This window comes from Vibrio tubiashii (assembly GCF_028551255.1).
GTDB lineage: Bacteria > Pseudomonadota > Gammaproteobacteria > Enterobacterales > Vibrionaceae > Vibrio > Vibrio tubiashii_B.
In genome coordinates, this window is sequence record NZ_CP117029.1 from 3,218,689 (window position 1) to 3,242,215 (window position 23,527).

At 45.5% G+C, this 23,527-nt stretch carries 22 protein-coding genes, 2 tRNA genes, 1 rRNA gene and 1 riboswitch; of the genes, 6 read left to right on the plus strand and 19 right to left on the minus strand.

Features of this window, described 5'->3' with window-relative positions; genetic code table 11:
* The first annotated feature begins 29 nt into the window (after window positions 1–29).
* On the plus strand, window positions 30–506 hold the full coding sequence (locus LYZ37_RS14855; RefSeq protein ID WP_272785973.1) for a YHS domain-containing (seleno)protein: 477 nt from the start codon (window positions 30–32) through the stop codon (window positions 504–506).
* Between the two features lie 75 nt (window positions 507–581).
* Here LYZ37_RS14855 and LYZ37_RS14860 read toward each other — a convergent pair whose 3' ends face one another.
* The 3 genes from LYZ37_RS14860 to ftnA form a co-directional block, all read right to left on the minus strand.
* Window positions 582–1,775: an NAD(P)/FAD-dependent oxidoreductase gene (locus LYZ37_RS14860; protein ID WP_272785974.1), complete on the minus strand. Its 1,194-nt coding sequence runs from the start codon at window positions 1,773–1,775 to the stop codon at window positions 582–584.
* Between the two features lie 105 nt (window positions 1,776–1,880).
* Window positions 1,881–2,204, minus strand: coding sequence for a universal stress protein UspB (gene uspB / locus LYZ37_RS14865; RefSeq protein ID WP_045954504.1), 324 nt, complete (start codon window positions 2,202–2,204; stop codon window positions 1,881–1,883).
* A 71-nt stretch (window positions 2,205–2,275) separates the two neighbouring features.
* Entirely contained in the window at window positions 2,276–2,803 is a 528-nt protein-coding gene (ftnA, locus tag LYZ37_RS14870) for a non-heme ferritin (RefSeq protein ID WP_004745366.1), read from the minus strand.
* Between the two features lie 156 nt (window positions 2,804–2,959).
* Here ftnA and uspA point away from each other — a divergent pair, with 156 nt between their 5' ends.
* Both uspA and LYZ37_RS14880 read left to right on the plus strand, forming a co-directional pair.
* Window positions 2,960–3,385, plus strand: a complete 426-nt coding sequence (uspA, locus tag LYZ37_RS14875) for a universal stress protein UspA (RefSeq protein WP_004745364.1) — start codon at window positions 2,960–2,962, stop codon at window positions 3,383–3,385.
* Between the two features lie 45 nt (window positions 3,386–3,430).
* Window positions 3,431–4,315 carry a carboxylate/amino acid/amine transporter gene (locus LYZ37_RS14880; protein WP_272785975.1) on the plus strand — a complete coding sequence of 295 codons (885 nt, stop codon included), beginning with the start codon at window positions 3,431–3,433 and terminating at the stop codon, window positions 4,313–4,315.
* Window positions 4,316–4,376: 61 nt separating this feature from the next.
* Here the strand turns inward: LYZ37_RS14880 and LYZ37_RS14885 are convergent, their stop codons facing one another.
* From LYZ37_RS14885 to LYZ37_RS14895, 3 genes are all read right to left on the minus strand, one after another.
* Window positions 4,377–4,934 (minus strand): hypothetical protein, encoded by a 558-nt coding sequence (locus LYZ37_RS14885; RefSeq protein WP_272785976.1) that lies wholly within the window; start codon window positions 4,932–4,934, stop codon window positions 4,377–4,379.
* Between the two features lie 100 nt (window positions 4,935–5,034).
* On the minus strand, window positions 5,035–5,814 hold the full coding sequence (locus LYZ37_RS14890; RefSeq protein WP_272785977.1) for a class I SAM-dependent methyltransferase: 780 nt from the start codon (window positions 5,812–5,814) through the stop codon (window positions 5,035–5,037).
* Window positions 5,815–5,888: 74 nt separating this feature from the next.
* Window positions 5,889–9,011 (minus strand): EAL domain-containing protein, encoded by a 3,123-nt coding sequence (locus LYZ37_RS14895; RefSeq protein ID WP_272785978.1) that lies wholly within the window; start codon window positions 9,009–9,011, stop codon window positions 5,889–5,891.
* A gap of 101 nt (window positions 9,012–9,112) precedes the next feature.
* On the opposite strand from LYZ37_RS14895, the gene asnC reads away from it, so the two are divergent.
* Window positions 9,113–9,577 carry a transcriptional regulator AsnC gene (asnC, locus tag LYZ37_RS14900; RefSeq protein ID WP_045954511.1) on the plus strand — a complete coding sequence of 155 codons (465 nt, stop codon included), beginning with the start codon at window positions 9,113–9,115 and terminating at the stop codon, window positions 9,575–9,577.
* Between the two features lie 42 nt (window positions 9,578–9,619).
* On the opposite strand, the gene tsrA is transcribed toward asnC, so the two are convergent.
* Together tsrA and LYZ37_RS14910 are read right to left on the minus strand one after the other, a co-directional pair.
* A complete protein-coding gene (gene tsrA, locus LYZ37_RS14905; protein ID WP_004745357.1) occupies window positions 9,620–9,904 on the minus strand; it encodes an H-NS-like global regulator TsrA in 285 nt (94 codons plus the stop codon).
* A gap of 82 nt (window positions 9,905–9,986) precedes the next feature.
* Window positions 9,987–11,180 carry a multidrug effflux MFS transporter gene (locus LYZ37_RS14910; protein WP_272785979.1) on the minus strand — a complete coding sequence of 398 codons (1,194 nt, stop codon included), beginning with the start codon at window positions 11,178–11,180 and terminating at the stop codon, window positions 9,987–9,989.
* 105 nt (window positions 11,181–11,285) lie between these two features.
* On the opposite strand from LYZ37_RS14910, the gene LYZ37_RS14915 reads away from it, so the two are divergent.
* Window positions 11,286–12,227: a LysR family transcriptional regulator gene (locus LYZ37_RS14915; protein ID WP_272785980.1), complete on the plus strand. Its 942-nt coding sequence runs from the start codon at window positions 11,286–11,288 to the stop codon at window positions 12,225–12,227.
* Between the two features lie 99 nt (window positions 12,228–12,326).
* On the plus strand, window positions 12,327–14,117 hold the full coding sequence (locus LYZ37_RS14920) for an aminopeptidase P family protein (protein ID WP_272785981.1): 1,791 nt from the start codon (window positions 12,327–12,329) through the stop codon (window positions 14,115–14,117).
* A gap of 86 nt (window positions 14,118–14,203) precedes the next feature.
* Here the strand turns inward: LYZ37_RS14920 and thiH are convergent, their stop codons facing one another.
* The 11 genes from thiH to rrf form a co-directional block, all read right to left on the minus strand.
* Window positions 14,204–15,322, minus strand: coding sequence for a 2-iminoacetate synthase ThiH (gene thiH, locus LYZ37_RS14925; RefSeq protein WP_272785982.1), 1,119 nt, complete (start codon window positions 15,320–15,322; stop codon window positions 14,204–14,206).
* Window positions 15,323–15,340: 18 nt separating this feature from the next.
* Complete coding sequence (locus LYZ37_RS14930; RefSeq protein ID WP_272785983.1) at window positions 15,341–16,108, minus strand: thiazole synthase; 768 nt, start codon at window positions 16,106–16,108, stop codon at window positions 15,341–15,343.
* Between the two features lie 5 nt (window positions 16,109–16,113).
* Window positions 16,114–16,368 carry a sulfur carrier protein ThiS gene (thiS, locus tag LYZ37_RS14935; RefSeq protein WP_272787177.1) on the minus strand — a complete coding sequence of 85 codons (255 nt, stop codon included), beginning with the start codon at window positions 16,366–16,368 and terminating at the stop codon, window positions 16,114–16,116.
* Between the two features lie 62 nt (window positions 16,369–16,430).
* Window positions 16,431–17,219 (minus strand): thiazole biosynthesis adenylyltransferase ThiF, encoded by a 789-nt coding sequence (gene thiF, locus LYZ37_RS14940; protein ID WP_272785984.1) that lies wholly within the window; start codon window positions 17,217–17,219, stop codon window positions 16,431–16,433.
* Window positions 17,209–18,585 carry a thiamine phosphate synthase gene (locus LYZ37_RS14945; protein WP_272785985.1) on the minus strand — a complete coding sequence of 459 codons (1,377 nt, stop codon included), beginning with the start codon at window positions 18,583–18,585 and terminating at the stop codon, window positions 17,209–17,211. Before LYZ37_RS14945 ends, thiF begins: the two co-directional genes overlap by 11 nt.
* On the minus strand, window positions 18,585–20,525 hold the full coding sequence (gene thiC / locus LYZ37_RS14950; protein ID WP_272785986.1) for a phosphomethylpyrimidine synthase ThiC: 1,941 nt from the start codon (window positions 20,523–20,525) through the stop codon (window positions 18,585–18,587). Before thiC ends, LYZ37_RS14945 begins: the two co-directional genes overlap by 1 nt.
* A 163-nt stretch (window positions 20,526–20,688) precedes the next feature.
* Window positions 20,689–20,787: riboswitch (TPP riboswitch) on the minus strand.
* Between the two features lie 69 nt (window positions 20,788–20,856).
* A complete protein-coding gene (gene crcB, locus LYZ37_RS14955) occupies window positions 20,857–21,240 on the minus strand; it encodes a fluoride efflux transporter CrcB (protein WP_239827162.1) in 384 nt (127 codons plus the stop codon).
* Between the two features lie 106 nt (window positions 21,241–21,346).
* The gene (locus tag LYZ37_RS14960) at window positions 21,347–22,729 is read right to left on the minus strand and encodes a multicopper oxidase family protein (RefSeq protein ID WP_272785987.1); all 1,383 of its coding nucleotides are present in this window, start codon (window positions 22,727–22,729) and stop codon (window positions 21,347–21,349) included.
* A gap of 285 nt (window positions 22,730–23,014) precedes the next feature.
* Window positions 23,015–23,091: transfer RNA gene (locus LYZ37_RS14965), tRNA-Trp, on the minus strand.
* 170 nt (window positions 23,092–23,261) lie between these two features.
* Window positions 23,262–23,338: transfer RNA gene (locus LYZ37_RS14970), tRNA-Asp, on the minus strand.
* A 32-nt stretch (window positions 23,339–23,370) separates the two neighbouring features.
* A 5S ribosomal RNA gene (gene rrf / locus LYZ37_RS14975) occupies window positions 23,371–23,486 on the minus strand.
* Window positions 23,487–23,527 lie beyond the last annotated feature (41 nt).

A 23,527-nucleotide genomic window follows, 5' to 3' on the forward strand; every position in this document is an offset into this window, starting at 1 on the left:
GATAACCAAACATAGGCAAGGAGCTTGTTATGGCACGTATTAAATCAACCGGTAAAAAGCTGACTCTGATGGCAGCGCTACTCGGAACCAGTTTCTCACTAATGGCAGCCGATATAGGTATGAGTGTGGATGAGAATGATCTGGCAATCAAAGGCTATGATCCAGTCGCGTACTTTACTGATGCAGGTGCCGTACAGGGCAACCCACAGTTTTCCGCCACCTATAAGAATGCCATTTATCACTTCGCGAGCAGTGAAAACCGTGATCAATTCAAAGCGGATCCCCAAGCTTTCGCCCCTCAGTATGGCGGCTACTGTGCGTTTGGGGTGGCAATGGGTAAGAAGTTTGAAACAGACCCACAAGCGTGGAAAATTGAAGACGGTAAGCTTTATCTCAATCTAGACAAAACGGTACAACAGCGCTGGCTAGAAGATACTCAAGGTTTCATTCAAGATGCAAACACCAACTGGACCAGTATCAAAACCGTTGCTGCGGATAAATTATAACCCCTTCCATTCTGCTTTTTTCCCTTCAATGGAAAACGGAAGAGTCTAGACTCTTCCGCTTTTTTATCCGTTTATCTAGACCCATTGTCCGGCAACAAAACCGGAACTCCAGCACCATTGGAAATTGTAGCCACCAAGCCAACCAGTGACATCCATAACCTCACCAATAAAGTACAGGCCTTGAATCTGTTTGCACTCCATGGTTTTTGAGGAGAGGTGGTCAGTATCTACGCCACCGAGAGTAACCTCTGCTGTGCGATACCCTTCTGTTCCATTGGGCGCAATCTGCCAGTTCTCTAATTGAGCGGTGACCGCTTCTAGCTGGTTAGCATTGAACTGCTTAAGCGGTTTGTCTGTAAATACCTTACGCTCTATCAGGACCTCGACAAGGCGCTTAGGGAGTACTTTAGCCAAGGTATTTTTCAGGCTCTGGTTTGGGTGCTTCTCTAGTGAGCGTTGCAGTAGTTCATTAACGTCAACTTCCGGAACCAGGTTGATCGTGACTTTTTGCCCCGCTTTCCAGAACGACGAGATTTGCAACACAGAAGGCCCTGATAAACCACGGTGAGTAAACAGCAGTGCCTCTTTAAACACAGTTCCGTCTTGAGCGGTAATTTCAGCCGGAATGGCAATACCAGACAGCTCAGCAAACGCTTCTTTATCTTCTTTGTGCAAAGTGAATGGCACAAGAGCCGCACTTGTGGGTACTACGCTAAGGTTAAATTGCTCTGCCACCTTATAGCCAAATGGCGTTGCGCCCAGTTTCGGCATGGAGAGACCACCTGTCGCCACGACTAGCGACTCACACTCGATCACACTGGTATTGGCATGCAGCTCGAAGCCCGCCTCAGTCTTCTCGATATGATGGACATCTTGCTGATAACGTTGAGTCACACTTGGTAAGTCACACTCAGCCAATAACATTTTAACAATGTCTTTTGAGTTGTAGTCACCGACACAAAATAGCTGGCCATGATCTCGCTCTTCAAACTCAATCCCATGTTTACTGACCATAGAGATGAAATCCCAGTTGGTGTATTGAGACAGCGCAGATTTAACGAAATGAGGGTTCTGGCACAGGAAGTTGTTGGCTGACACATCGTAATTAGTGAAGTTACAACGACCGCCACCAGCAATTAAGATTTTACGTCCAGGCTTTTTGGCATGATCAAGCACCAACACTTTACGACCGCGTTTGCCAGCTTCTGCTGCACACATCAGCCCCGCTGCACCTGCGCCTATGATGACGACATCAAACTTCTCTGTCATGAACTACTACTCAAATAAAAACCAATAAAAAAGGATGTGCCTGATGCACATCCTTCGCAATTTGCGCGGCTATTTTAACGGCATTTTGAGCGAATGCCAATTGACCTAAAGAATCATCGCAGCCAACAAGGTTACCGCGAGTAAAGAGGTCGAAAGAATAAATAGCTCACGAACTCTATCGCATTTTCCGGTAAACACTTCATCATGATGATGGTGATACTCTTTGCTCTTGATGTAGTGGAACAAGCGAACTTGCTTAGTGACATTACCGTGAGTGGTAAAGAAACCGTTACCATCAACTTGTTGGTAAAGTAATGGATGGGCTTCGCGCATGATGTATATCAGAGAGCGCAGCGCCGTAAGGTAACGAGCCATATTCACTAGAGTTACCATCATTAGCGCAAATAGAATTGTGTCAGCATTGATCATCTTTTCCTCCCTACATCTTCTTGTATGCCCGGAGAAAAAGACGATCTGCTTAGAGTGTCTTACGCTGAAGTTTATTCAGCAGGGGCATCCATAATTGAAGATGAACCTTCTTTTGCCAAAGCTGCTAAATCTTTGTCGATAAAGAACAGCGCTTTGCCGTCTTCTCCAACTAGATCTAACTTATCTAAGATCCCTTTAAATAACTTCTCTTCCTCGTGCTGCTCTGCAACGTACCACTGTAAGAAGTTGAACGTAGAATAGTCTTGTGATGTAAACGCAACATGAGCAAGTTTGTTGATTTTTTCCGTAATCATCTGCTCGTGTTCAAACGTCTCACGGAAGACATCACCTAGGCTATTAAACTCGTGCTTTGGTGCTTCAATTGCACCTAGAATAGGCATCGCACCTGTCTCACTCACGTATGTGAAAAGACGCTGCATGTGCTCCATTTCTTCTACGGCGTGTGCACGTAAAAATTCAGCTGCACCTTCGAATCCTTTGTCTTCACACCAAGCACTCATTTGTAAGTATAGATTGGATGAGAAAAATTCGAGATTAATTTGCTCATTCAATTGATCGACCATTGCTTGAGAAAGCATCTACCACTCCTACTAAGTCTATGAAGTTAAATTGACTATATCATGTTCACCACAATAACACTTTGTATGCCAAATGTGGATCTGAGATCACTTCAGCAAAATTTATTAATTCAAGGTGCTAATCTTTAATTAAGACTCTTACAAGGAGATAGCACTATGAGTTATCAACATATTTTGGTTGCCATCGACCTCTCTGAGGACAGCAAACTCTTGGTCGAAAGAGCCGTGTCCTTGGCAAAACCACTCAACGCGTCGGTGTCATTTGTCCATATCGACGTCAACTACGCCGAACTCTATACAGGCCTAATTGATATTAATCTGGCTGAAACCCAGCATCAGGCTATCGAAGCCTCACAAAAGCAGTTACAAAATTTGGCGGATCATGCCGATTTCCCAATCAAGCACACGCTAGTCGGCAGTGGTGATCTGAACAATGAACTGTGCGACACCATTAAAGAGTTCAATATCGACCTTGTGGTATGCGGCCACCACCAAGACTTTTGGAGTAAACTGCTCTCTTCAACTCGCCAGCTAATTAATTGCTCGCCAGTTGATATGTTGGTAGTACCACTCAAAGACTAAATAGAGTTACACTGCACCCATAGTTTTTGCGAATGAGTCTTAATCATGGGTTATTTATCTGCGGTCACTTTATTGTGGGCGTTTTCATTCAGCCTGATCGGTGTTTATCTCGCTGGTCAGGTTGATTCTTGGTTCTCGGTGTTAATGCGTGTGGCATTAGCGAGTTTGGTTTTCCTGCCATTTCTTAAGTTCAAGGGTGTCGATAAAGGGCTGATTGCCAAACTAATGGTGGTCGGTGGCTTCCAACTCGGCTTAATGTACTGCTTCTACTACCAATCTTTCTTATTGCTTTCTGTACCAGAAGTACTGCTGTTTACCGTCTTTACGCCAATTTACGTCACGCTTATTTACGACCTACTTAAACGTCGCTTCTCGCCGTGGTACTTAGTCACTGCGGTTATTGCCGTCGCTGGCGCTGCCTTTATTAAATTCGCTGGAATCAATGAAAACTTCATCGTCGGCTTCTTAGTGGTTCAGGGCGCTAATATCTGTTTCGCGATCGGTCAGGTTGGCTACAAATACCTGATGGAAAAATACGATGTCGACCTGCCACAGCACGCGATTTTTGGCTACTTCTACTTAGGCGCTTTGTGTGTGGCAACGGTCGCGTTCGCCTTGATGGGCAACCTAGACAAGATGCCAACCACGACGACCCAGTGGAGTGTTCTGATTTATCTAGGCCTGATTGCTTCTGGCCTCGGTTACTTTGCTTGGAACAAAGGCGCGACCATGGTCAATGCAGGAGCGCTAGCGGTGATGAACAATGCGCTAGTGCCTGCCGGTCTTATCGTTAATATTGTGATTTGGAATCGAGATGTGGATATCACTCAATTGAGTATCGGCGGAGCCATTATCTTGCTTTCGTTATGGGTCAACGAAACCTGGGTTAAGCGTAAAGTTGAGCAGAGCTATCAAGCCAATCCACAGTAAATAGAATCATTAGATGCAAAAAAGCTCTCCATTGATGGAGAGCTTTTTACTATTTGGAGCATTAGTGAAGGTTTGAACTAGCTTGAGCTTCTGACCTTTGCGCGATTAAACGCGACAAGCTCGCCTTACTTTCCAATTTCTTCTGTTTCTTTAGCAGCTTACGTTGCTTATCGGCAATCTTGAGCAACTTCTTCTGTTGCTTGTAGTGTTTCTTTATCGCTTTCTTAGCTTTTTTAAGCGCTTTTTTATCTTCTAAATCAAACATTTCACTGGCTACAGTTTCTGCTTGGCTAGTTTGCAGTTGTGCTTTTTGCAGCAAGGCTTTCTCTTTAACCTTCTCAACCACTCTTCTAACCGCTTGGGCTTTTTGCTCTGAAGTTTGATTGACTGGATCAGCAGGCAAAGCTTCTGCAAGTAAAGCGCAGCTCTGTTGTTGCTCTAACGGTTTGTTTTGACATGCTTGAGGGGGAATAGCAGCTGGCTTGCAAAGAGAGTCTTTAGAAGCAGACGAACGAGCACAGGAACGGCAAAGGTATTTAGGTTCAACCACCAAACGATGGATATCACCCAAATTTTCCGCAATTTGCTTGCGGTTCATCTTACAGAAACGTTTAGCCACGCTACAACTCCAGCTAAGAATACGAATAGTTCTTAGTAAGATATACCTGCTTGATAACGAATTAGCAAGGACAAAAATCGCACTATTGATACAGTGTTCGCTAAGTCATTGATGCATTAACATAAACATCAAAACGATTTTTTTTGGTCTCGATAGCCATCATAGGTTTTTGTTGATTGAGCCAGTCTGCATAATCAGGTCTTTTCACCACCACCCTTTTAGTTGCAAGGGCTAAGGCGGGTTCCAACAGTCCATCAGCGTCGTGATCGGCACCGACTAAAGACTGAAAGACGCGCATCTCTTTTTTCACTAACGCGCTCTTTTTCTTGTTTTCAGGGTGCGGGTACATAGGGTCGAGATAAACCACATCTGGTTTAATAAACTCAGGATCTTCAGCAAGTTGGCTCAGTGCATTATGGCTAGACGCGTGAATCAATGACATCCGCTCGCTCACCCACGAGCCGATTTCAGGGTCGCTTTTGGCTCGGGTTAGTCCGTCATCCAATAACGCTGCAACAACAGGATGACGCTCAACCATTTGAACTTTACAGCCTAATGAAGCCAATACAAAAGCGTCACGCCCAAGACCAGCCGTACCATCAAGTATCGTTGGTGTGGCACCTTTATTTAAGCCAGCCGCTTTGGCGATCGCCTGACCTTTGCCACCACCAAACTTACGCCTGTGTGCAGCTGCACCACTTGCTAAATCAACAAAGATAGCGCCTAGTTTTGGCTCATCCAACTTGCGTAACTCCAAACGCTGTTCAGTGAGCACAAGAGCAAATGGGCTGTCATCGCTATGAGTTAACTCCCAGCGTTGGGTTATCTGTTGAAAGCGTTCAGATTGTGTTTGGTCTTCACATAGCAGTTGTAGTTGCACGCAATGTTCCTAGGATAGTATCTCTCACTCGTGCGCAGTTTACTGGATCTTGAACCATTTCACTAAGTATTCTGTTATGGCGTTAGCTCTGATACTAGCTCAGCAAGTGGTTTCGGTTTACCAATCACGTAGCCCTGAGCATAATCAACCCCGAGCTCCATCAATTGCTCAATAATCTGAGCGTTTTCGACAAACTCAGCGACGGTTTGTTTGCCCATTTGACGAGCCAGATCGTTAATTGAACGCACCATTAAGTGATCCATCTCATTGGTGTCCATATCGCGGACAAAAATGCCGTCAATTTTTACGATATCGACCGGAAGTTTTTTCAGGTAGCCAAATGAAGACAGACCCGAGCCAAAATCGTCTAGCGCGATGCAACATCCTAACGCTTTCAGTTGTCCAAAGAACTCAATCGCCTGATTCATGTTGCTCATAGCTGCCGTCTCGGTAATCTCAAGACAAATTTTCTCGCACGGCACTGAGCTCGATTTCAGTTTATCAAGTAAGTAAGCCGTAAACTCTTTATTGCCCATTGAGTGGCCAGATAGGTTTATCGAACACAGCCCCAGTTGCTCTAGCGCATGTGGGTGCTGCTCAAACCATTCCAAGGCCTGACTCACAACCTGTTTATCGATTAAATGGGCAATGTTGTAGCGTTCAGAGGCCGGCATAAAGATACCCGGTGAGATGTACTCACCATCCACGTTTCTGATTCGAACCAAGATTTCGAAATGCATGCCCTGTTCTTCGCCCGTTAAATCAAGGATTTGCTGAGCGAACAGCTCTAGTCTGTTATTGGCAAGGGCGTTATGCACAAGGTTAACGCTTTCCATCTCTTGCTCACGACGACGTAGCTCTTGGTCATCAAGACAATACATACTGTAGCGATTTCGCCCCTCTTCCTTAGCCACATGACAAGCCGTATCTGCTTGAGCATGGACCATTTGTGGCGAAGAAGCGGTATGGTCGATTAAACGAATGCCAATCGAGCAATTTAGGTTGAGCCTGATGTCTTCCCAGATAAAGGCATGTTCGCTTAAGGTATTAATGATGGTTGTTGCCAGTTTCTTGGCATCGATTTCGGTACAGTCTTTGAGAAGGATTGCGAATTCATCTCCCCCCATGCGCGCCAATATCGTGTTGTAAGGCAACGTTTCCTCTAGCATGCTGGCACAAAACTGAATCGCTGCGTCGCCCGCTTCATGACCCGCAGTGTCATTAAGTACCTTAAGCTGGTCGAGGTCGATATAAAGCATGGCATGCGTTCGAGTGTAGCTTTCTACTTCCTTCAGAGCTTTATCTAATTCCGCTTCGAAGTAGTTTCGGCTGTAGGTGCCAGTAAGTAGATCATGCCGCGCTTGATATTGAAGCTGCTCCGAAAGCGCTTTAGTCTCGGTGACATCTTCACCAACAATCAGCAGGTGACCAGACTCCGCCAAAGGACGAATGTTCTCTCGTACCCAAACGGTGTGCCCACTTGCGTGACGATATTCCACCTCGCGTCGCCAAACCCCCTTTATGGCTTGTTTGGGTTGCAGCAGCACCTGCCGTGGGACAAGAGTGGCGTCGTGCAGGTAAAACTCTCTTAGCCGATGACCCAACACCTCATCAGCTCCATACCCTAACAACTGCTCGGCAAACTGATTCACTTGTTGAATGCGGTTTTGCTCATCAAGAGTCAGCATCATCACGGGTTGCTGATCATAGTAGTGACTAAGGTTAGCTTCACGTTGAAACAGGCGCTCCTCGGTAATCTTACGTGAGGTAATATCGCGAGCTTCCAGTAAGTATTGAGTGCCCTTATCAGGGATTGGAATGGGCTTCAGCGAAAGCTCTAGAACTATTGAGCCTTGATCTGAATGCCAAATTTCGGCTTCAAACTGAGCCAGCGTATCGTGCTCAGTGGTAAAGAACTGCTTCAACTGCTGTGATGCTTCCTGCTCCCAATGCCTATGCTGCCAGATGGGTCTATCTACACTAAAATTCTGGTCATAGAGCAAATCCTGCAGCTTGCTGTTGCTAGAAGTAATATGCCCATTGCCATCAAGAACACCAATAAAGTGATAACTTTGGTCAAACACCATCTCTATTAGTGTCTGGCTGTCTTTTGCCAATTGCTCGCTGCGCTTGATACGGCTGAGATAGTAAATCAGTCCCATAATTATCAAGGAAAGGAAAAGAACCACGCTTCCTACAATCTTAATTTCTTGTTGATAACGCTCGGTAAAAGGTTGTGGTTTGTTAAAAATGACCGACGTCGCCTCCCCCTCGATACCTAAACCCCATTTGAGCACAGCTTGGTAGTCGAGTTTGATCTCCGGAATACCCACTTCAACCCTAGGCAATGGTTTAGATTCTTCTTCCAGAACTTTCATTAGCAGCTCAGCCGTCTGTTGACCATGTTGGCGACCACTTTGAATCACTCCTCCAACCGTTCCAGCTCCCAAGCCTAAATCATGCACCATGTAAATTGGTGCAAGAGATAGTTGGTTCAGTTTCTCCCACTGAGCTTTGGTTGCGACAACAGAGCCATCTCGCTCTCGGTAGTAAATCCAGAAGAGTACACTAGAATGACTATCCAACTGCTGAACCATCTCTAATAGCTGGTCAAATGTGTCTGGAATGAAAGAGATGATTTTGCTGTAGTAGTTTGGGTAATCTGATAAGAACTGGCCAACTTGAGCTCGAACAGCGGCGCCTGTCACCGAGTGGTCACTAATAATGTAGATTGATTTAACTTCGGGTTGAATGCGTTCTATCAGCGAAATATTGCTGTAGAGGTCGATATCTTCAATAACTCCAGTCGCGTTTAAATCTCGGTGCATGTAAGGGGTGTAGTTATTGATGCCACCAAAGATAACTGGCGTATCACCAATCACATCAGCCAGCCTGTTCATTAGTATTAACGCATTATTATCACTGACGACAATGGCTTTGAATTTTTCTTGTTCAAATTTGGTTTTATACAGCGAGTAAAGCTGATCCAAATAAGCCTCACTCTGCATTCGTTTGGTATCTAGATAAAGTACCCGAGTAGAGATATGGGTGTTGCTAAGCTGATGCTCTAGACCACTCTGAAAGGAATCAGTCCAAAAGAAGCCTTGATGATAAGAGTGGACCACTAACACATCTTTTTCATTTGCTCGCGCAACAAAGCTGACAACTAGCGCTAGTAGGAGGAGGCACAAACGCACTAAAATAGTCTCAAAATCAAAGGAATATAGATATAATTGTATCACCACTGGTGATAATTTGTACTTATTCCACTAAGTTAGGCTGATTTACAAGGACTTACATGCAGGCACACGGTATTAAACTTGATGACTTAGACAAAGCGATCTTAAAGACTTTAATGGAAGATGCTCGAACCCCTTACGCCGAAATGGCCAAACAGTTTGAAGTCAGCCCGGCGACGATTCACGTCCGGATCGAGAAAATGAAGTCAGCAGATATTATTCAAGGCACAGAGGTTATCGTTGATACCAAGAAACTGGGCTATGACGTATGCTGCTTTATCGGTATTAACCTCAATGCCGCACGAGACTATCATTCTGCACTGGAGAAGCTCAACGCTTTAGAAGAAGTTGTCGAAGCTTATTACACCACTGGAGCATACAATATTTTCGTTAAGTTAATGTGCCGCTCCATTGAAGAGCTGCAATACGTTCTTATCGATAAGCTACAAGCGATTGATGAAGTGCAATCGACGGAAACCCTTATCTCTTTGCAAAACCCGATCAATCGTAACGTTAACCCATAAAAAAACTCGCCGTAGCGAGTTTTAGTATTTGTAAAAGCCTGACTATTTCGAGCTTAGGTAGTGCTTAAGATCATCAACTGAAATACCTTGCTCGGCGATCTCTTTCGCCAGCGACTCAATCTGCTCACCTTTACGTGAGTCAATCACTTGCTGAAACTGGTAAACCATATCGCGCAGAATTGGCAATGGCACCTGTTTTGCGGCGCTGCGAATACGTTCACCACTTTGATTGCCTAATTCACTCAAAAGTTTACCAAACATGACCTTTTCTGGAGCCTCTTCTAGTTGCTCCAATAAACGAGCCATCTCGTATGTTGTCATTGACATCGTTGTGATTTATCCACAGAACTCGAAATAAGAAGCTCAAATATACATCGTTTGGTTAGATTATCAAGGCTTGTCAGTGCCTCTAAGTCATTGCGTGATGCCAGGTTTTCCCTGTTTTCGACCAAAGAATTGCTAGCGCCGGAACAACGATCAGCATCAGCGTCGCAATCATCACTTGTGGCTCCATACCAATTCGCTGAACGGTGCCAACCACTAAGCCTGAACCACTCATCTGAAACAGTCCTAATAGTGCTGCTGCTGTACCTGCTTTATCACCAAAAGGCGCTAGAGCTTTGCCTGCAGCGGCACCCAGTATCCACGCAAAACCAATAGAAGACATAAAGATTGGTAACATAAAAGCAAAGGCCGTTGCTTGGTCTTTCATTGCCAACATAGTGATACCAGCAATCGCCAAAGTAATAATACCCACAGATAAAGCCTTGTGAGTACCAAACTTATCCATGAACTTAGGCGCACTCATACAGGCCACGATGTTAATAGCTGCATTGATACCAAACCACATAGTAAATTGATTCATCGACAAGCCTAAATTTTCCATCAACACAACAGGCGCAGAAGTGACATAGCCGAGTATGACAGCCATTGCCAGCATGCATAACGTCGCATGGAAAAGGAAGGTCGGTGTTTTTACAACATCAAGATAACGGTTGAGCTTGAAAACGGGTTCTTTGCTCAGTTGCGGATTGGTCTCTTTTAGTCCCATCCAAAGCATGACTAAAACCACAGCAGCAAATCCGGCCATAAAACTAAAGTTAGAGCGCCAGCCGAATTGCTGTGTTAACCAACTGCCTAAAATAGGAGCCAAGGCAGGAATGAAACAAATAGCACCATTGAGGTAGCTGATCATTTTGCCACTTTTCTGCGGACCAAAGATATCGCGAACTGTTGCAAAGGCCGCTACCGATGTCGCGCACGCACCTAAGCCTTGTAGCAGTCGAGACATGAGCATCCATTCAATATTCTGAGCACTCCACGCCAATAAAGCGCTCACGGCATAGATACTCACACCTCCCAATGCAACAGTTCGACGTCCTAGTTTGTCTGCAAATGGGCCAGCAAACAGTTGCCCTACACCCATTGCAAACAAGAACCATGTAATTGTGTCTTGAGCTAGTGCATGTTCCACGTGGAACGTAGAAGAGATCATTGGTAGTGCTGGCAAGTAGATATCTATCGCTAATGGGCTAAATAGAACCAGTAGTGTTAACAACACTAACTGTGATTTACGTGGGGAACTTTCACTTACCGCTTGCACTTTGAACTCCGATGCACTTGATGAATTTGTCGATATTCTAAGCTAAACTAGATATGCCAACCAATGACGTATAGTCATCAATGTTATTCCCTTTGAGAATTTCTAATGAATATAGAAAAGCTAGCTCGCATCGATCTCAACTTATTGGTTTGTTTGCGTGTTTTAATAGAAGAGCTCAACGTCACTCGCGCTGCGCACCGACTTTGCTTAAGCCAGTCCGCTGTGAGCAAGAGTTTAGCCAAGCTAAGAACCCAGTTTGACGACCCTTTGTTTGTTCGCCATGCTCATGGCCTTAAACCTACGCCTAAAGCGCTGTTTTTAAAACCTAAGCTTGAGGTGCTGATAAACCAGCTAGAACAACTGACTCAACCGGAACAGTTCTCGCCTAGCTCAAGTGACTATCGCTATCAGATTGCTGCGGTGGAGAGCGTTTACCCACTGATTCTCCCACATTTTTTGCCGGAGATATTTAAGCGCGCTCCAGGGGTGACCATAAGTACTCACGCTTGGGCAGAAGAGACATTTAGGCAAATACAGCGTGGGGAAATTGATTTAGGCATTACTGGCAAAGACATTGATATTAATGACGCAAAGTTAACTATGTTACCCCCTAGTGATATTTGTGAGCAAGAAATCTATCGCGATAACCAAATGTGCTTAGTGCGTAAACAACACCCTGCACTAAACCAAAACTGGAACCTCGAAAACTATCTAACTCAACGTCACGTACAAGTTAGGTGTGACGGCAATGAACGCTGGCTGCTAGATTATCGTTTGGCGGACATCGGCAAAGAGCGTGATATCGCGATTACAGTGCCTGACTTCAACAGTGCGGCGAGCCTGTGCTCATACACCGACTTTGTCTTTACCGCACCGAGTCACTTCGTCAAACTCGCATCAAAACAACTCGATTTAACTGTGCTACCACTACCAATGGAATTTCCTCCTATGGCTTACACTTTGTTCTGGCATAGAGATAGAGAAAATGATCCTGCCTTGTCTTGGTTACGACAAATTATCCGCGATAAAACCGCTGCTCTTAGATAATTTGCAGGCTGACGGTAAAAAGAGTAGCTTATTCGCATCGTCCAATTTTAGTCACTCTCGTCGATATGGACGCCATAATAATATGAAGGATTAACATAGATGCTTACAACAACAGAACAGCGCCTAACCGCGATTCGTCACTGGATAGCGCAGAACAATATTGACGCCCTACTTATCCCACATGAAGACGAATATTTGGGCGAATACGTACCTGCACATAATGAACGTTTACATTGGCTAACAGGTTTTACCGGTTCGGCTGGTGCTGCGGTAATCACCAAAGATAAAGCCGCTATTTTTGTTGATGGTCGCTACACAGTACAAGTGACTAAACAGGTACCTGCTGATCTGTTCGAATATCGTCACCTGATTGAAGAGCCTGCGCTAGATTGGATTAAAGGCCAACTAGTTAATGGCGCATCTGTAGCCATCGACCCACGCATGCACAACTCTGCTTGGTTAGACATGGCACAAGCAAAACTTGCCGACACACTTGAGTTAAAGATCCTCGACAGCAACCCAATTGATGAGCTTTGGCAAGACCGCCCTGCTGCTGTGGTTTCTGATGTTCGCCTAATGGCGACGGAAGCGGTCGGTCAATCAAGCCAAAGCAAACGCCAAGAAATCGCACAACTAGTTAAAAAGTCGGGCGCAGACAGCGCCGTGGTTACCGCTCTTGATTCAGTTTGCTGGTTGCTTAACGTCCGCGGCCTTGACGTTTCACGACTACCCGTTTTGCTTTCTCACGCGATTCTTCATTCAGACTCAAGCGTAGAATTCTTCCTCGACCCTGCTCGCCTACCTGCCGAATTTGACGCACACGTAGGGACAGGCGTAACGGTTCATCACCCTGAAGCTTTACAAGCGCGTTTAGAAACTTTAAATGGAAAGAAAGTACTGGTGGATCCGGCAACAAGTAATGCATGGTTTAAGCTAGTTCTACAAAATACAGGCGCAACTGTAGTTAGCAAAGCTGATCCATGCTTGATGCCAAAAGCGGCGAAGAACGCGATTGAAATCGCTGGAATGAAAGCTTGTCATATCCGTGATGGCGTTGCGATGAGCAAATTCCTCTGCTGGCTCGATGCTGAAGTAGCCGCAGGTAGCCTACATGACGAAGCAACCTTATCAGATAAGCTAGAAGCCTTTCGTAGTGAAGACCCAACTCTGATGGATCTTAGCTTCGATACGATTTCAGCAGCAGGTGGCAACGCAGCGATGTGCCACTACAACCACGAGAATCAACCAGAGCCTGGTCAGCTTGAATTGAACACGCTTTACCTTGTCGATTCGGGTGGTCAGTACCTAGATGGCACCACAGACATCACGCGCACAATCGCAATCGGTCAACCTTCACAAGAGATGATAAAACAGTTCACACTTGCGCTAAAAGGTCATATCGGTGTCGCTCGCGCACGTTTCCCTAAAGGTACACGAGGTTACCAAATTGATACGCTCGCTCGTCAGCATCTATGGGCAGAAGGCTATGATTACGATCATGGTACCGGTCATGGTGTTGGTCACTTCCTCAGTGTTCACGAAGGACCGGCGAGTATTTCAAAGCGACAAATCGATGTTCCTTTAACTGAAGGCATGGTGTTATCGAACGAGCCAGGTTATTACCGCGCTGACGCATTTGGTATCCGTATCGAGAACCTAGAACTTGTTGTCGAAACGCCTACCAACGGCGACTTCCCAGTCCTGTCTTTTGAGTCTCTAACACGCTGCCCAATCGACAAGCGTAACATCAATGTAGATATGCTGACTCGACCTGAGCTGGCTTGGCTGAATGACTATCATCAAAAAGTCTGGCATGAAATCAGCCCTCTAGTAGAAGGTGAAGTGAAGGATTGGCTGCGTCAGGCAACCTTACCACTTGCTCATGGCTAGAAACTGGATAACTGGATAAGAAGAGAGGGTTGATGTAATGCATCAACCCTCTTTTTATTGCGTGTGTTTCACGTGAAACACTATTTTCAAGACAAGCCTGAATAAGCCGAGTGCCAATCTCGCCAAACAGGATCAAACCCTCTTGCGCGAATCATATCTTCGACCGAAGCTGCGCTTCGCTCATCACTTATCTCAAACTGCTCCAATTCAACGTCATCCATCGCATAACCACCAGGCTGAGTTTTTGATGCAGCAGACATGGTTGTAATGCCCAAGGGTAAAACATTATCTCTAAACTTTGGAGACTCACGAGTCGAAAGAGACAACTCAACTTCCGGATTCAGCAAGCGATAGGCACAAATGAGTTGGACCAATTGCTTATCAGTCATCACCGACTTTGGCTGAAGCGCTCCCTCACAAGGACGCAATCGCGGGAACGAAATCGAGTAACGAGTTTGCCAATAGGTGCGCTCTAGATAATCCAGGTGCGCCGCAACGTAAAAGCAATCGGTCCGCCACTCTTCCAAACCTATTAAGGCACCAATACCAATCTTATCAATGCCCGCTTTTGCCAATCGATCCGCGGTATCTAGTCGATATTCAAAATCCATCTTGTTGCCACGCAAGTGGTGCTCAGCATAGGTAGAAGGATGATAAGTTTCTTGATACACCATCACGGCGTCCAAGCCTAAGGTCTTAAGTTCTGCATATTGGTCTTGATCGAGCGGCTGAACCTCCATCGCCAAATAGTTAAAGCGCTGCTTAATCATCGGCACCATCTCGCGGAAATAGTTCATGCCAACTTTAGTTTCGTGTTCACCTGTTACCAGCAAAACGCTATCAAACTTCATTCGCTTAATCGCTTCCACTTCCGCAGATACTTCATCTTTGTTTAGGGTGCGACGCTTAATACGATTCTCCATTGAAAATCCACAATAAGTACAAGCATTGGCGCACAGGTTAGACAAGTACAGTGGAATATAGAGTGACATAGTATTGCCAAACCGTTTACGAGTTGCCGTGTAAGACAACTGAGCCATCTGCTCTAAATAGGGCTCGGCAGCAGGCGAAATCAATGCCTTAAAATCTTCCAGATCACGCTTGGGCTTATTCAATGCACGTTCAACATCTTGTGCTGTCTTGGCATAAATCGACATCGAAATGTCATCCCAATTGAGCTGCTTAAATTGTTCAACAAAGCTCATGTTATTCTCGCTTAGAACCTATAGCTCATCTAAAAATGAAGTCAGTGGACTCGATGCGACTGCGTGAGACACCTTACCAGCTAGGCCCGCTTCATAAGCCATTCGCCCAGATTCAACTGCCATTCTAAATGCCTGTGCCATTGCAACAGGATCGCTCGATGCGGCGATAGCCGTATTAACAAGTACCGCATCGGCGCCCATTTCCATTGCACGCGCGGCATGTGAAGGCGCTCCAATACCTGCGTCCACAACTACAGGAACATTGGCCTGGTCGATGATGATCTCTAGGAAGTCGTGAGAAACGATGCCTTTGTTTGAACCTATCGGCGCGCCTAATGGCATAACTGCTGCACAGCCCGCTTCTTCCAACCGCTTACACAACACAGGGTCTGCATGGCAGTAAGGAAGTACAATAAACCCTTCTCGAACCAACTGCTCAGCAGCAGCTAATGTTTCAATTGGGTCCGGCATTAGGTACTTAGGATCAGGGTGGATTTCTAATTTCAACCAGTTAGTTCCCAACGCTTCACGCGCGAGTTGCGCGGCAAACACAGCGTCTTTCGCGTTCTTCGCACCAGAAGTATTCGGTAAGAGGTTAACGCCCGATTGCACTAACGGCTTCAAAATATCATCTTGCTGATCGTTTACGTCGACACGCTTTAACGCCATAGTCGCTAATTGAGAGCCTGAGGCTTGAATCGCTTGCGCCATTAATTGGCTGTTAGCAAACTTGCCGGTTCCTGTGAACAGTCGTGATTCAAACTGTTTATCACCAATTTTAAGCATCGACTTTAACCCCCTGCGATAGCTTGAAACAAAGAGATACTATCTCCCTGCGAAAGTAGTGTGCTCGCCCACTCACTGCGCGGCACAACATTGTTGTTAATTGCAAAAACACACCCCATTTCAGGCAGCTCAAACTGGTGAATGATTTGCTGTAGATTTGACGCACTAGCAACTTGATGTGATTGGTCGTTAATGACAATAGTGATCACATCGAGTTCTTCAGCAAGTGCTTGTGTTGTTTGCTGTTCTGATAACGCCATTGCTTCTAACTCTCTTTTTCCAACCGTTACTTCAATTAGACCTATTGGTTGTTTTGCTCTCATTAATTTGCACTCTGATCTTGAGCGCAAACTTGGCACTGTTGGTCTTTGCTAATCTCCATGGTTTGCCACTGCATTTTTAAGCCATCAAAAAGATGCAGCTTGGCGGTCTCGACATAAAACTGGCCAGTAGCAAGTTTTTGTATCGCCGCTAGTGCTTGGTAATTACCAAGTGTGCCCACCACAGGGCCAACCACACCACTCTCACTACATTTCTGCGTTTGTGGCAGTTCATCGAATGGATACAAACAGCGATAACAAGCCTTACCTTCTTCTCCGCCAGCACGACTATTCGCTTGATAGTCAAAGACAGCAAACTGCCCTTGCCAGCCAATCGCGGCTGCAGAAATCAGTGGCGTTGCTTGTTCAAAACAAACTTGGTTTATTAGCTGACGAGTTGGCATATTGTCAGTGCAGTCCAACACGACATCCGCCAGCATAACTTCAAGCTGCAACTGTGCCTTGTCGAGCCGCTTGTGAAGCGCTCGAACTTGGATCATGGAGTTAAGTTCAGAAAGCTGTTTAACCGTCGCTTCCGTTTTAGCAAGCTGGAGATCACCTTCACGATAGATGATTTGACGCTGTAAGTTACTACTATCGACCTCATCATCATCAACGACCACTAACTTACCGACCCCCGCCGACGCCAAATAGAGACTCGCAGCACTTCCAAGTCCGCCACAGCCAATAATCAACACGTGCGACTTGATCAATCTCTCCTGACCACTTTCAGCAATTTCTGGTAGAGCGACTTGACGCTGATAGCGGAGGAACTGCTGATCAGTGAGCATGTTGTTCTCTCTCTTCACTAGTTGCTATCGAGATTGAATCAGTAAAGGTTGACTGCCTGTCCTTCATCAAGTGGTTGAAAAACTCAATCACAGGCTTAGGTGACTGCGCCAATGTAATCGCTCTAACAACCGCCAAGCTCGAAACGCCAGTTTGCCAAACTTGGTCTGCGTTCGATTGGTCAATACCGCCGATTGCAACCGTCGGATAACCAAGAGTCGAAGTACTAGCGCCCTCATGCGTGCAACCATAAGGAATACTATCAATCAATTTTTGATATAGAGCTAAGCGCACTAGACCTTGTGGTTTCGATGGCATCTGCTTAGTGGTGGTTGGGTAGATATGTCCCAGCGCAATGTAGCTAGGGTGGATTTGCACAATACGAAGCAGCTCATAATAACCATGAGTAGAAAGGCCTAAACGAATACCCGCTTTGGTTAGCTGAGCCAAGTTTGACTCTTCTATATCTTCTTGCCCAAGATGAACACCAAAGGCACCATGTTTGATCGCTAACTGCCAGTAGTCATTGATAAACACTTGCGCTTGGTACTGGCGACCGAGTTCAATTGCTCGAATGATCTGTTGTTCTAAATCGGCTTGATACGGGTTCTTAATTCGCAGTTGAATAGTGTTGATACCTAACGGCAGTAAGCGCTCAATCCAAGCAACATCATCGACCACTGGGTAAAGCCCTAAGCTTTGTTTAGTTAAGTTAGCAAAGCTTACACTCTCCCCTTGCGCAGACCAGCCAACTTGAATACCCAGTCGGCTATCTTCCAGTACGGGGGTTGGGAATTCATTGAATTGCTCAGCCCACTGAGTCAATGATTTCTCATTCAACACTGTTTCACGTGAAACATTCGCTTGTTGAGATGTCATTCCTCGTGCAAGTGTTAACGCATCTTCGATAGGAAAATCGAGTACGGTCAACACGATTATCCAAGCAAAGTGATACTCAGGCTCAAATACAGAATTGAGTTTAGACTTAACGGAAAGCGCTCTCACTTCATCGTTAATGGGATGACGCCAGACATCGAGCTGAAGCACTTCATCCTTTTTATCACAAGCCAAACCATCAGCAATGCTAATATAAATGGCATTAGATGGTTGCTCTGCACAGGCTTCTACCGACAACCCTGAACGATAATAAAGTGCAAATGTGTATTCTGACTCATAGTCGTACCCATCAATGAGATCGGTAGCGACATGTGTAATTTGTTGGTCGCGAACAAGCTGAACAGACTGAGTTGGGCTTACACCCAACTCAACCTCTTCGATGCAAAAACCCTGTTCTTTCGCCAACAACAAACATTGCTGAACTAAGCCTGTTAGCTCAATCAATGATGACGGAATTAGGATTTTGCTCATTAGTCATTTACCTCTGCATGAGCTGCTGGGTGGTATAGCTCAGAACCTGTCTCTCGGAATTCTTGCGATTTTTGACGCATACCTTCGAGTGGATCGTCGAGCATTTTGATCGAGATAGCTTGGTCCGCCGCTACTTGTTCAGTATCTTTCGCGTACTCTCGAACCTCTTGTGAAATCTTCATTGAACAGAACTTAGGTCCGCACATTGAGCAGAAGTGTGCAACCTTTCCAGACTCTTGAGGTAGAGTTTCATCGTGGTAAGCTCGTGCGGTGTCAGGGTCTAGCGATAGGTTAAATTGGTCTTCCCAACGGAATTCAAAACGCGCTTTAGAAAGTGCATTATCACGGACCTGAGCACCAGGGTGACCTTTGGCTAAGTCGGCCGCATGTGCTGCGAGCTTATAGGTGATCATACCTACCTTAACGTCTTCTTTGTTCGGTAAGCCAAGGTGCTCTTTTGGAGTAACGTAACAAAGCATCGCACAGCCATACCAACCAATCATCGCGGCACCAATACCTGAAGTGATATGATCATAGCCCGGCGCAACATCGGTCGTCAGTGGGCCAAGGGTATAAAACGGCGCTTCATGGCAGTGCTCTAGCTGCTCTTCCATGTTCTCTTTGATCATATGCATCGGAATATGGCCTGGACCTTCAATAATGACCTGAACGTCATATTCCCAAGCAATCTTAGTTAGCTCACCTAGAGTACGAAGCTCAGCAAACTGCGCTTCGTCGTTCGCATCGGCTACTGAGCCAGGACGTAAGCCATCACCAAGAGAAAGCGCCACGTCATACTTGGCACAGATTTCACAAATCTCGCGGAAGTGAGTATATAGGAAGCTTTCCTGATGATGCGCTAAACACCATTTCGCGATAATAGAACCACCACGAGAAACAATGCCAGTAACACGTTTTGCTGTCATAGGTACATAGCGAAGCAATAACCCTGCGTGAATAGTGAAGTAATCGACGCCCTGCTCTGCTTGCTCAATCAGAGTATCGCGCATCACTTCCCAGTTGAGGTTTTCCGCAATGCCGTTCACTTTTTCAAGCGCTTGGTACATTGGCACAGTACCGATCGGCACTGGACTGTTACGTAGAATCCACTCACGAGTTTCGTGAATATTACGGCCAGTAGACAGATCCATAACAGTATCACCACCCCAGCGAGTCGCCCATACTAGCTTCTCAACTTCTTCCTCAATTGAAGATGTCACTGATGAATTACCGATATTAGCGTTTACTTTAACTAAGAAGTTACGCCCAATAATCATTGGTTCAGATTCTGGATGGTTAATATTGGAAGGGATAATCGCTCGACCTTCTGCGACTTCTTTACGAACAAATTCTGCAGTAATGTCTTTGGGTAAGTTGGCGCCGAAACTTTGACCAGGGTGCTGTTGATTCAACACCTCATCGCGATATTGAGCGCGACCCATGTTTTCACGTAGGGCGATGTATTCCATCTCAGGGGTAACAATACCCTTGCGCGCATAGTGCAGCTGAGTGACACACTGACCATCTTTAGCACGTCTGATTCGTGGCAAATTGCCATAACGTAGCTCATCAAGCGTCTCGTCTTCTAAACGCTCCTTGGTGTATACCGAGCTAACATCGTCGAGTAATTCAGTATCGGCACGTTCTTCAATCCACCCTTCTCTTAGCTTTGGTAGACCGCTGTAAAGGTCAATAGTGTGTTCTGGGTCAGTGTATACACCAGAAGTATCGTAAACACGTACAGGCTCATTAGGTTCGAAAATAGGCGCTTCTTTTGTGCCTCCGATAAGACTATCCGAGAGTGAGATTTCTCGCATAGGCACACGAATATCTGGGCGTGAACCCTCTACATAGACTTTGCATGAATTTGGGTACGGCTGTACCGAAAGTGTATCAATGAACTGTTTTGCTTCCAGTCTCGCTTGTTTGCGACTCGACATAGCATTTTTCCTTGCTTTGTTATTCTTAGATAAAAAGTAATGGGATAAAAATGCTTGGCGGAAAGATGCGACAAGAGGAATCGAACTATGACCGTATTAGTGTGCACTAATGGTATATAACAACATTCGACTATTTGATAGGTAACCAGACAGAACTCTGGTGTAGATATCTTCTCTTGTTCCCTTCGCAGATTTTAATCTGATCAGGTTCAACGGATCCCGAATTAACGGTCTCAGCCTTATGGCACTCCGACAAGTAATTGCAGTATATAAAAACGGCTTGGGTAAACCAAGCCGTGATGAACAATAATTAGCTAAATTTTAACCAACATTAGCTCTTGATTAGTATTTGAAAACCAATCCATGCAGCAGAAATACTTAAAAAGACATTCAACAACACATTCAAACCCATCTTAAAAAAAGCGCCTTGTTGCATTAGAAGCACATTATCCATAGAGAACGTAGAGAAGGTGGTGAGTGCCCCAAGAAAGCCTAGTCCGATAATTTGGCGCCATGGTTCGGTAGCAAGCATCTCATTTTCAAAAGCAGCAATAAGCAAGCCCATAATGAAAGAACCGACCACGTTAACAGTTAGCGTACCGTATGGAAAACCACGCCCAAGAAGCGCAACACAAAGCTCTGAAACAAGATAACGAGAGCATGCTCCAAATGCACCACCGAGTGCGATAAAACCCAATATTGAAAACTGACCCATAATTCCTCCGATTGACTGGGTGTATTGTAGCCAAAATACACGCTCACGGAAGATCATAAATTAAGTTAGCCATTGCTAACTGCAAACATTTTAAAAGTTACAGGAGTCACTTTACTTCAATATACCCCATTAGTCCGGTTTTCATATGCTCGATCACATGACAGTGATACATCCAGCGCCCTGGATTATCCGCCACGAACGCTGCGATAGCCGTGCCGTTTTTGCCTAGTAAAACAGTGTCAGTGTGGAAAGGCTCGTCGACCTTTTTACCATTGAGCTCTAATACTGTGAATGTATGGCCATGGATATGAATTGGGTGATGATACTGAGTGACATTCTTGAGATAGAAAATATAAGTTTTGCCCAGTTGTAACGAAGCGAGTGGCGCGGGGATATTATCTTTCGACATCCCTTCCCAAGCCCGTTTGTTGGTTAACCAAAACTTAGGAACTGACTTACCATCTTTTCCAACCGGTGAAATTGCTCCTTCCCATTCAAATACGAAATCAATTTTCTCCGCATTGGCTAAATCAAGATCAGGCACTGGATTAAGAGGAAGTTGAGGGATCGGTCTGTGATCAGAAAGATCAGACCTGATCGCTTCAAACTCACACAGAGGAAACGGAAATCTGCCTTTCATGTATCGGACGTAAACGGACTCTCCTTGCTTTGGAGCTCTTAAGGCAAGGTCAACCCTCATACCTGGACCAATTTTATGTTGAGAGAGCTTATAGGGAGTTTTAATCGGGTTACCATCGATGGCTATCACCCATGCTTCCGCTCCTTCAATAGCAATCGGATAGGTAATGGTATTATCGACGTTTGCGATACGCAGCCGAGTAGCGGCATTTTCCTTTAATTGATACTTAGGCTCATGTACACCATTGACACTACTCCACTCTCCGGGGGTTCCCATTCTCGCGTTAAGACGAGGGAGCATTAACTCTTTCCACTGCCCCTGCTTATCAAGGTGCCAGTGCTTAAGCATCAACTCGTGTTCTTCATCAAACTCTACTGGAACCGCTTCTTCGACGATGATCAGCCCTACTAACCCCATACCGAGTTGTTTGACGCTATTCATATGCGGGTGATACCAGAAGGTACCCGCATCAGGTGGGGTAAAACGATACTCGAAAGTTTCGCCCGGCATGATTGGTGCCTGACTTAAGAATGGTACACCATCCATTTCTATTGGAATTCTTAGCCCATGCCAGTGAATCGTGGTTGGCTCTGAAAGCTTATTGGTAAATCTGATCGTAACTTCTTGTCCTTGACGACAACGAATAGTTGGGGCTGGAATCTTACCATTAAATCCGAGTACATTCGTTGTATAACCAGGTACTAGTTCAGCCGTTGCTGGCTCTGCGGTTAGCTCATAAACGAACTCATCCTTATCATTCTTAGCACGAGTTAAAGTGCATGCAGGCAAAACGCTTAATGCAGAAACAGCTAATCCTGTTTTAATAAAGTGGCGACGAGAAATATCCATAAACTAATGACAATTGAGTAAACAAGTTACCAAATGTAACAGATTAGTAAGAATAATTCTCAACAAGGAAGCGAGTTTGAGAGCTAGGGGTGAAGTACTCGCCTTTAGAAAAACAAAAAGGCCCTAGCATTTCTGCTAGAGCCTTGAATATGGCAGGGTGGAAAGATTCGACTGGGCTGGCACTCCAGCTCCTAGCACGTTCGTCTTTGGTAGTGGCGGTATCAGCTGTTTTGGTTTGACACGCATACGAAAAAGCCTCAGCATTTCTGCTGAGGCTTTCGAAGATGGCAGGGGTGGAGAGATTCGAACTCCCAACACGCGGATTTGGAATCCGCTGCTCTGCCAATTGGAGCTACACCCCTAAATTTTTCTACAATCAGGTTCGAATAGATTCGAACTCCCAACACTCCCTATCACAAGGTATTTGGGGAATCCGCTGCTCTTTGTTCTTTCGAATTGTAGCTACACCCCTGTAGAATCTTTCAAATTGTAGATTCGAAAAAACCTCGCCATAGCGAGGTTTCGAAATAAGTGGCGGAGCGGACGGGACTCGAACCCGCGACCCCCGGCGTGACAGGCCGGTATTCTAACCAACTGAACTACCGCTCCGCACTGGTTAGACTCTTGAGTCTAAATTTAAAGCCTGGCGATGTCCTACTCTCACATGGGGAAGCCCCACACTACCATCGGCGCTAATTCGTTTCACTTCTGAGTTCGGCATGGAATCAGGTGGGTCCAAATCGCTATGGTCGCCAAGCAAATTCTTTAATTCGGAAAGCTGTTTTAAGTTCTGTAGTG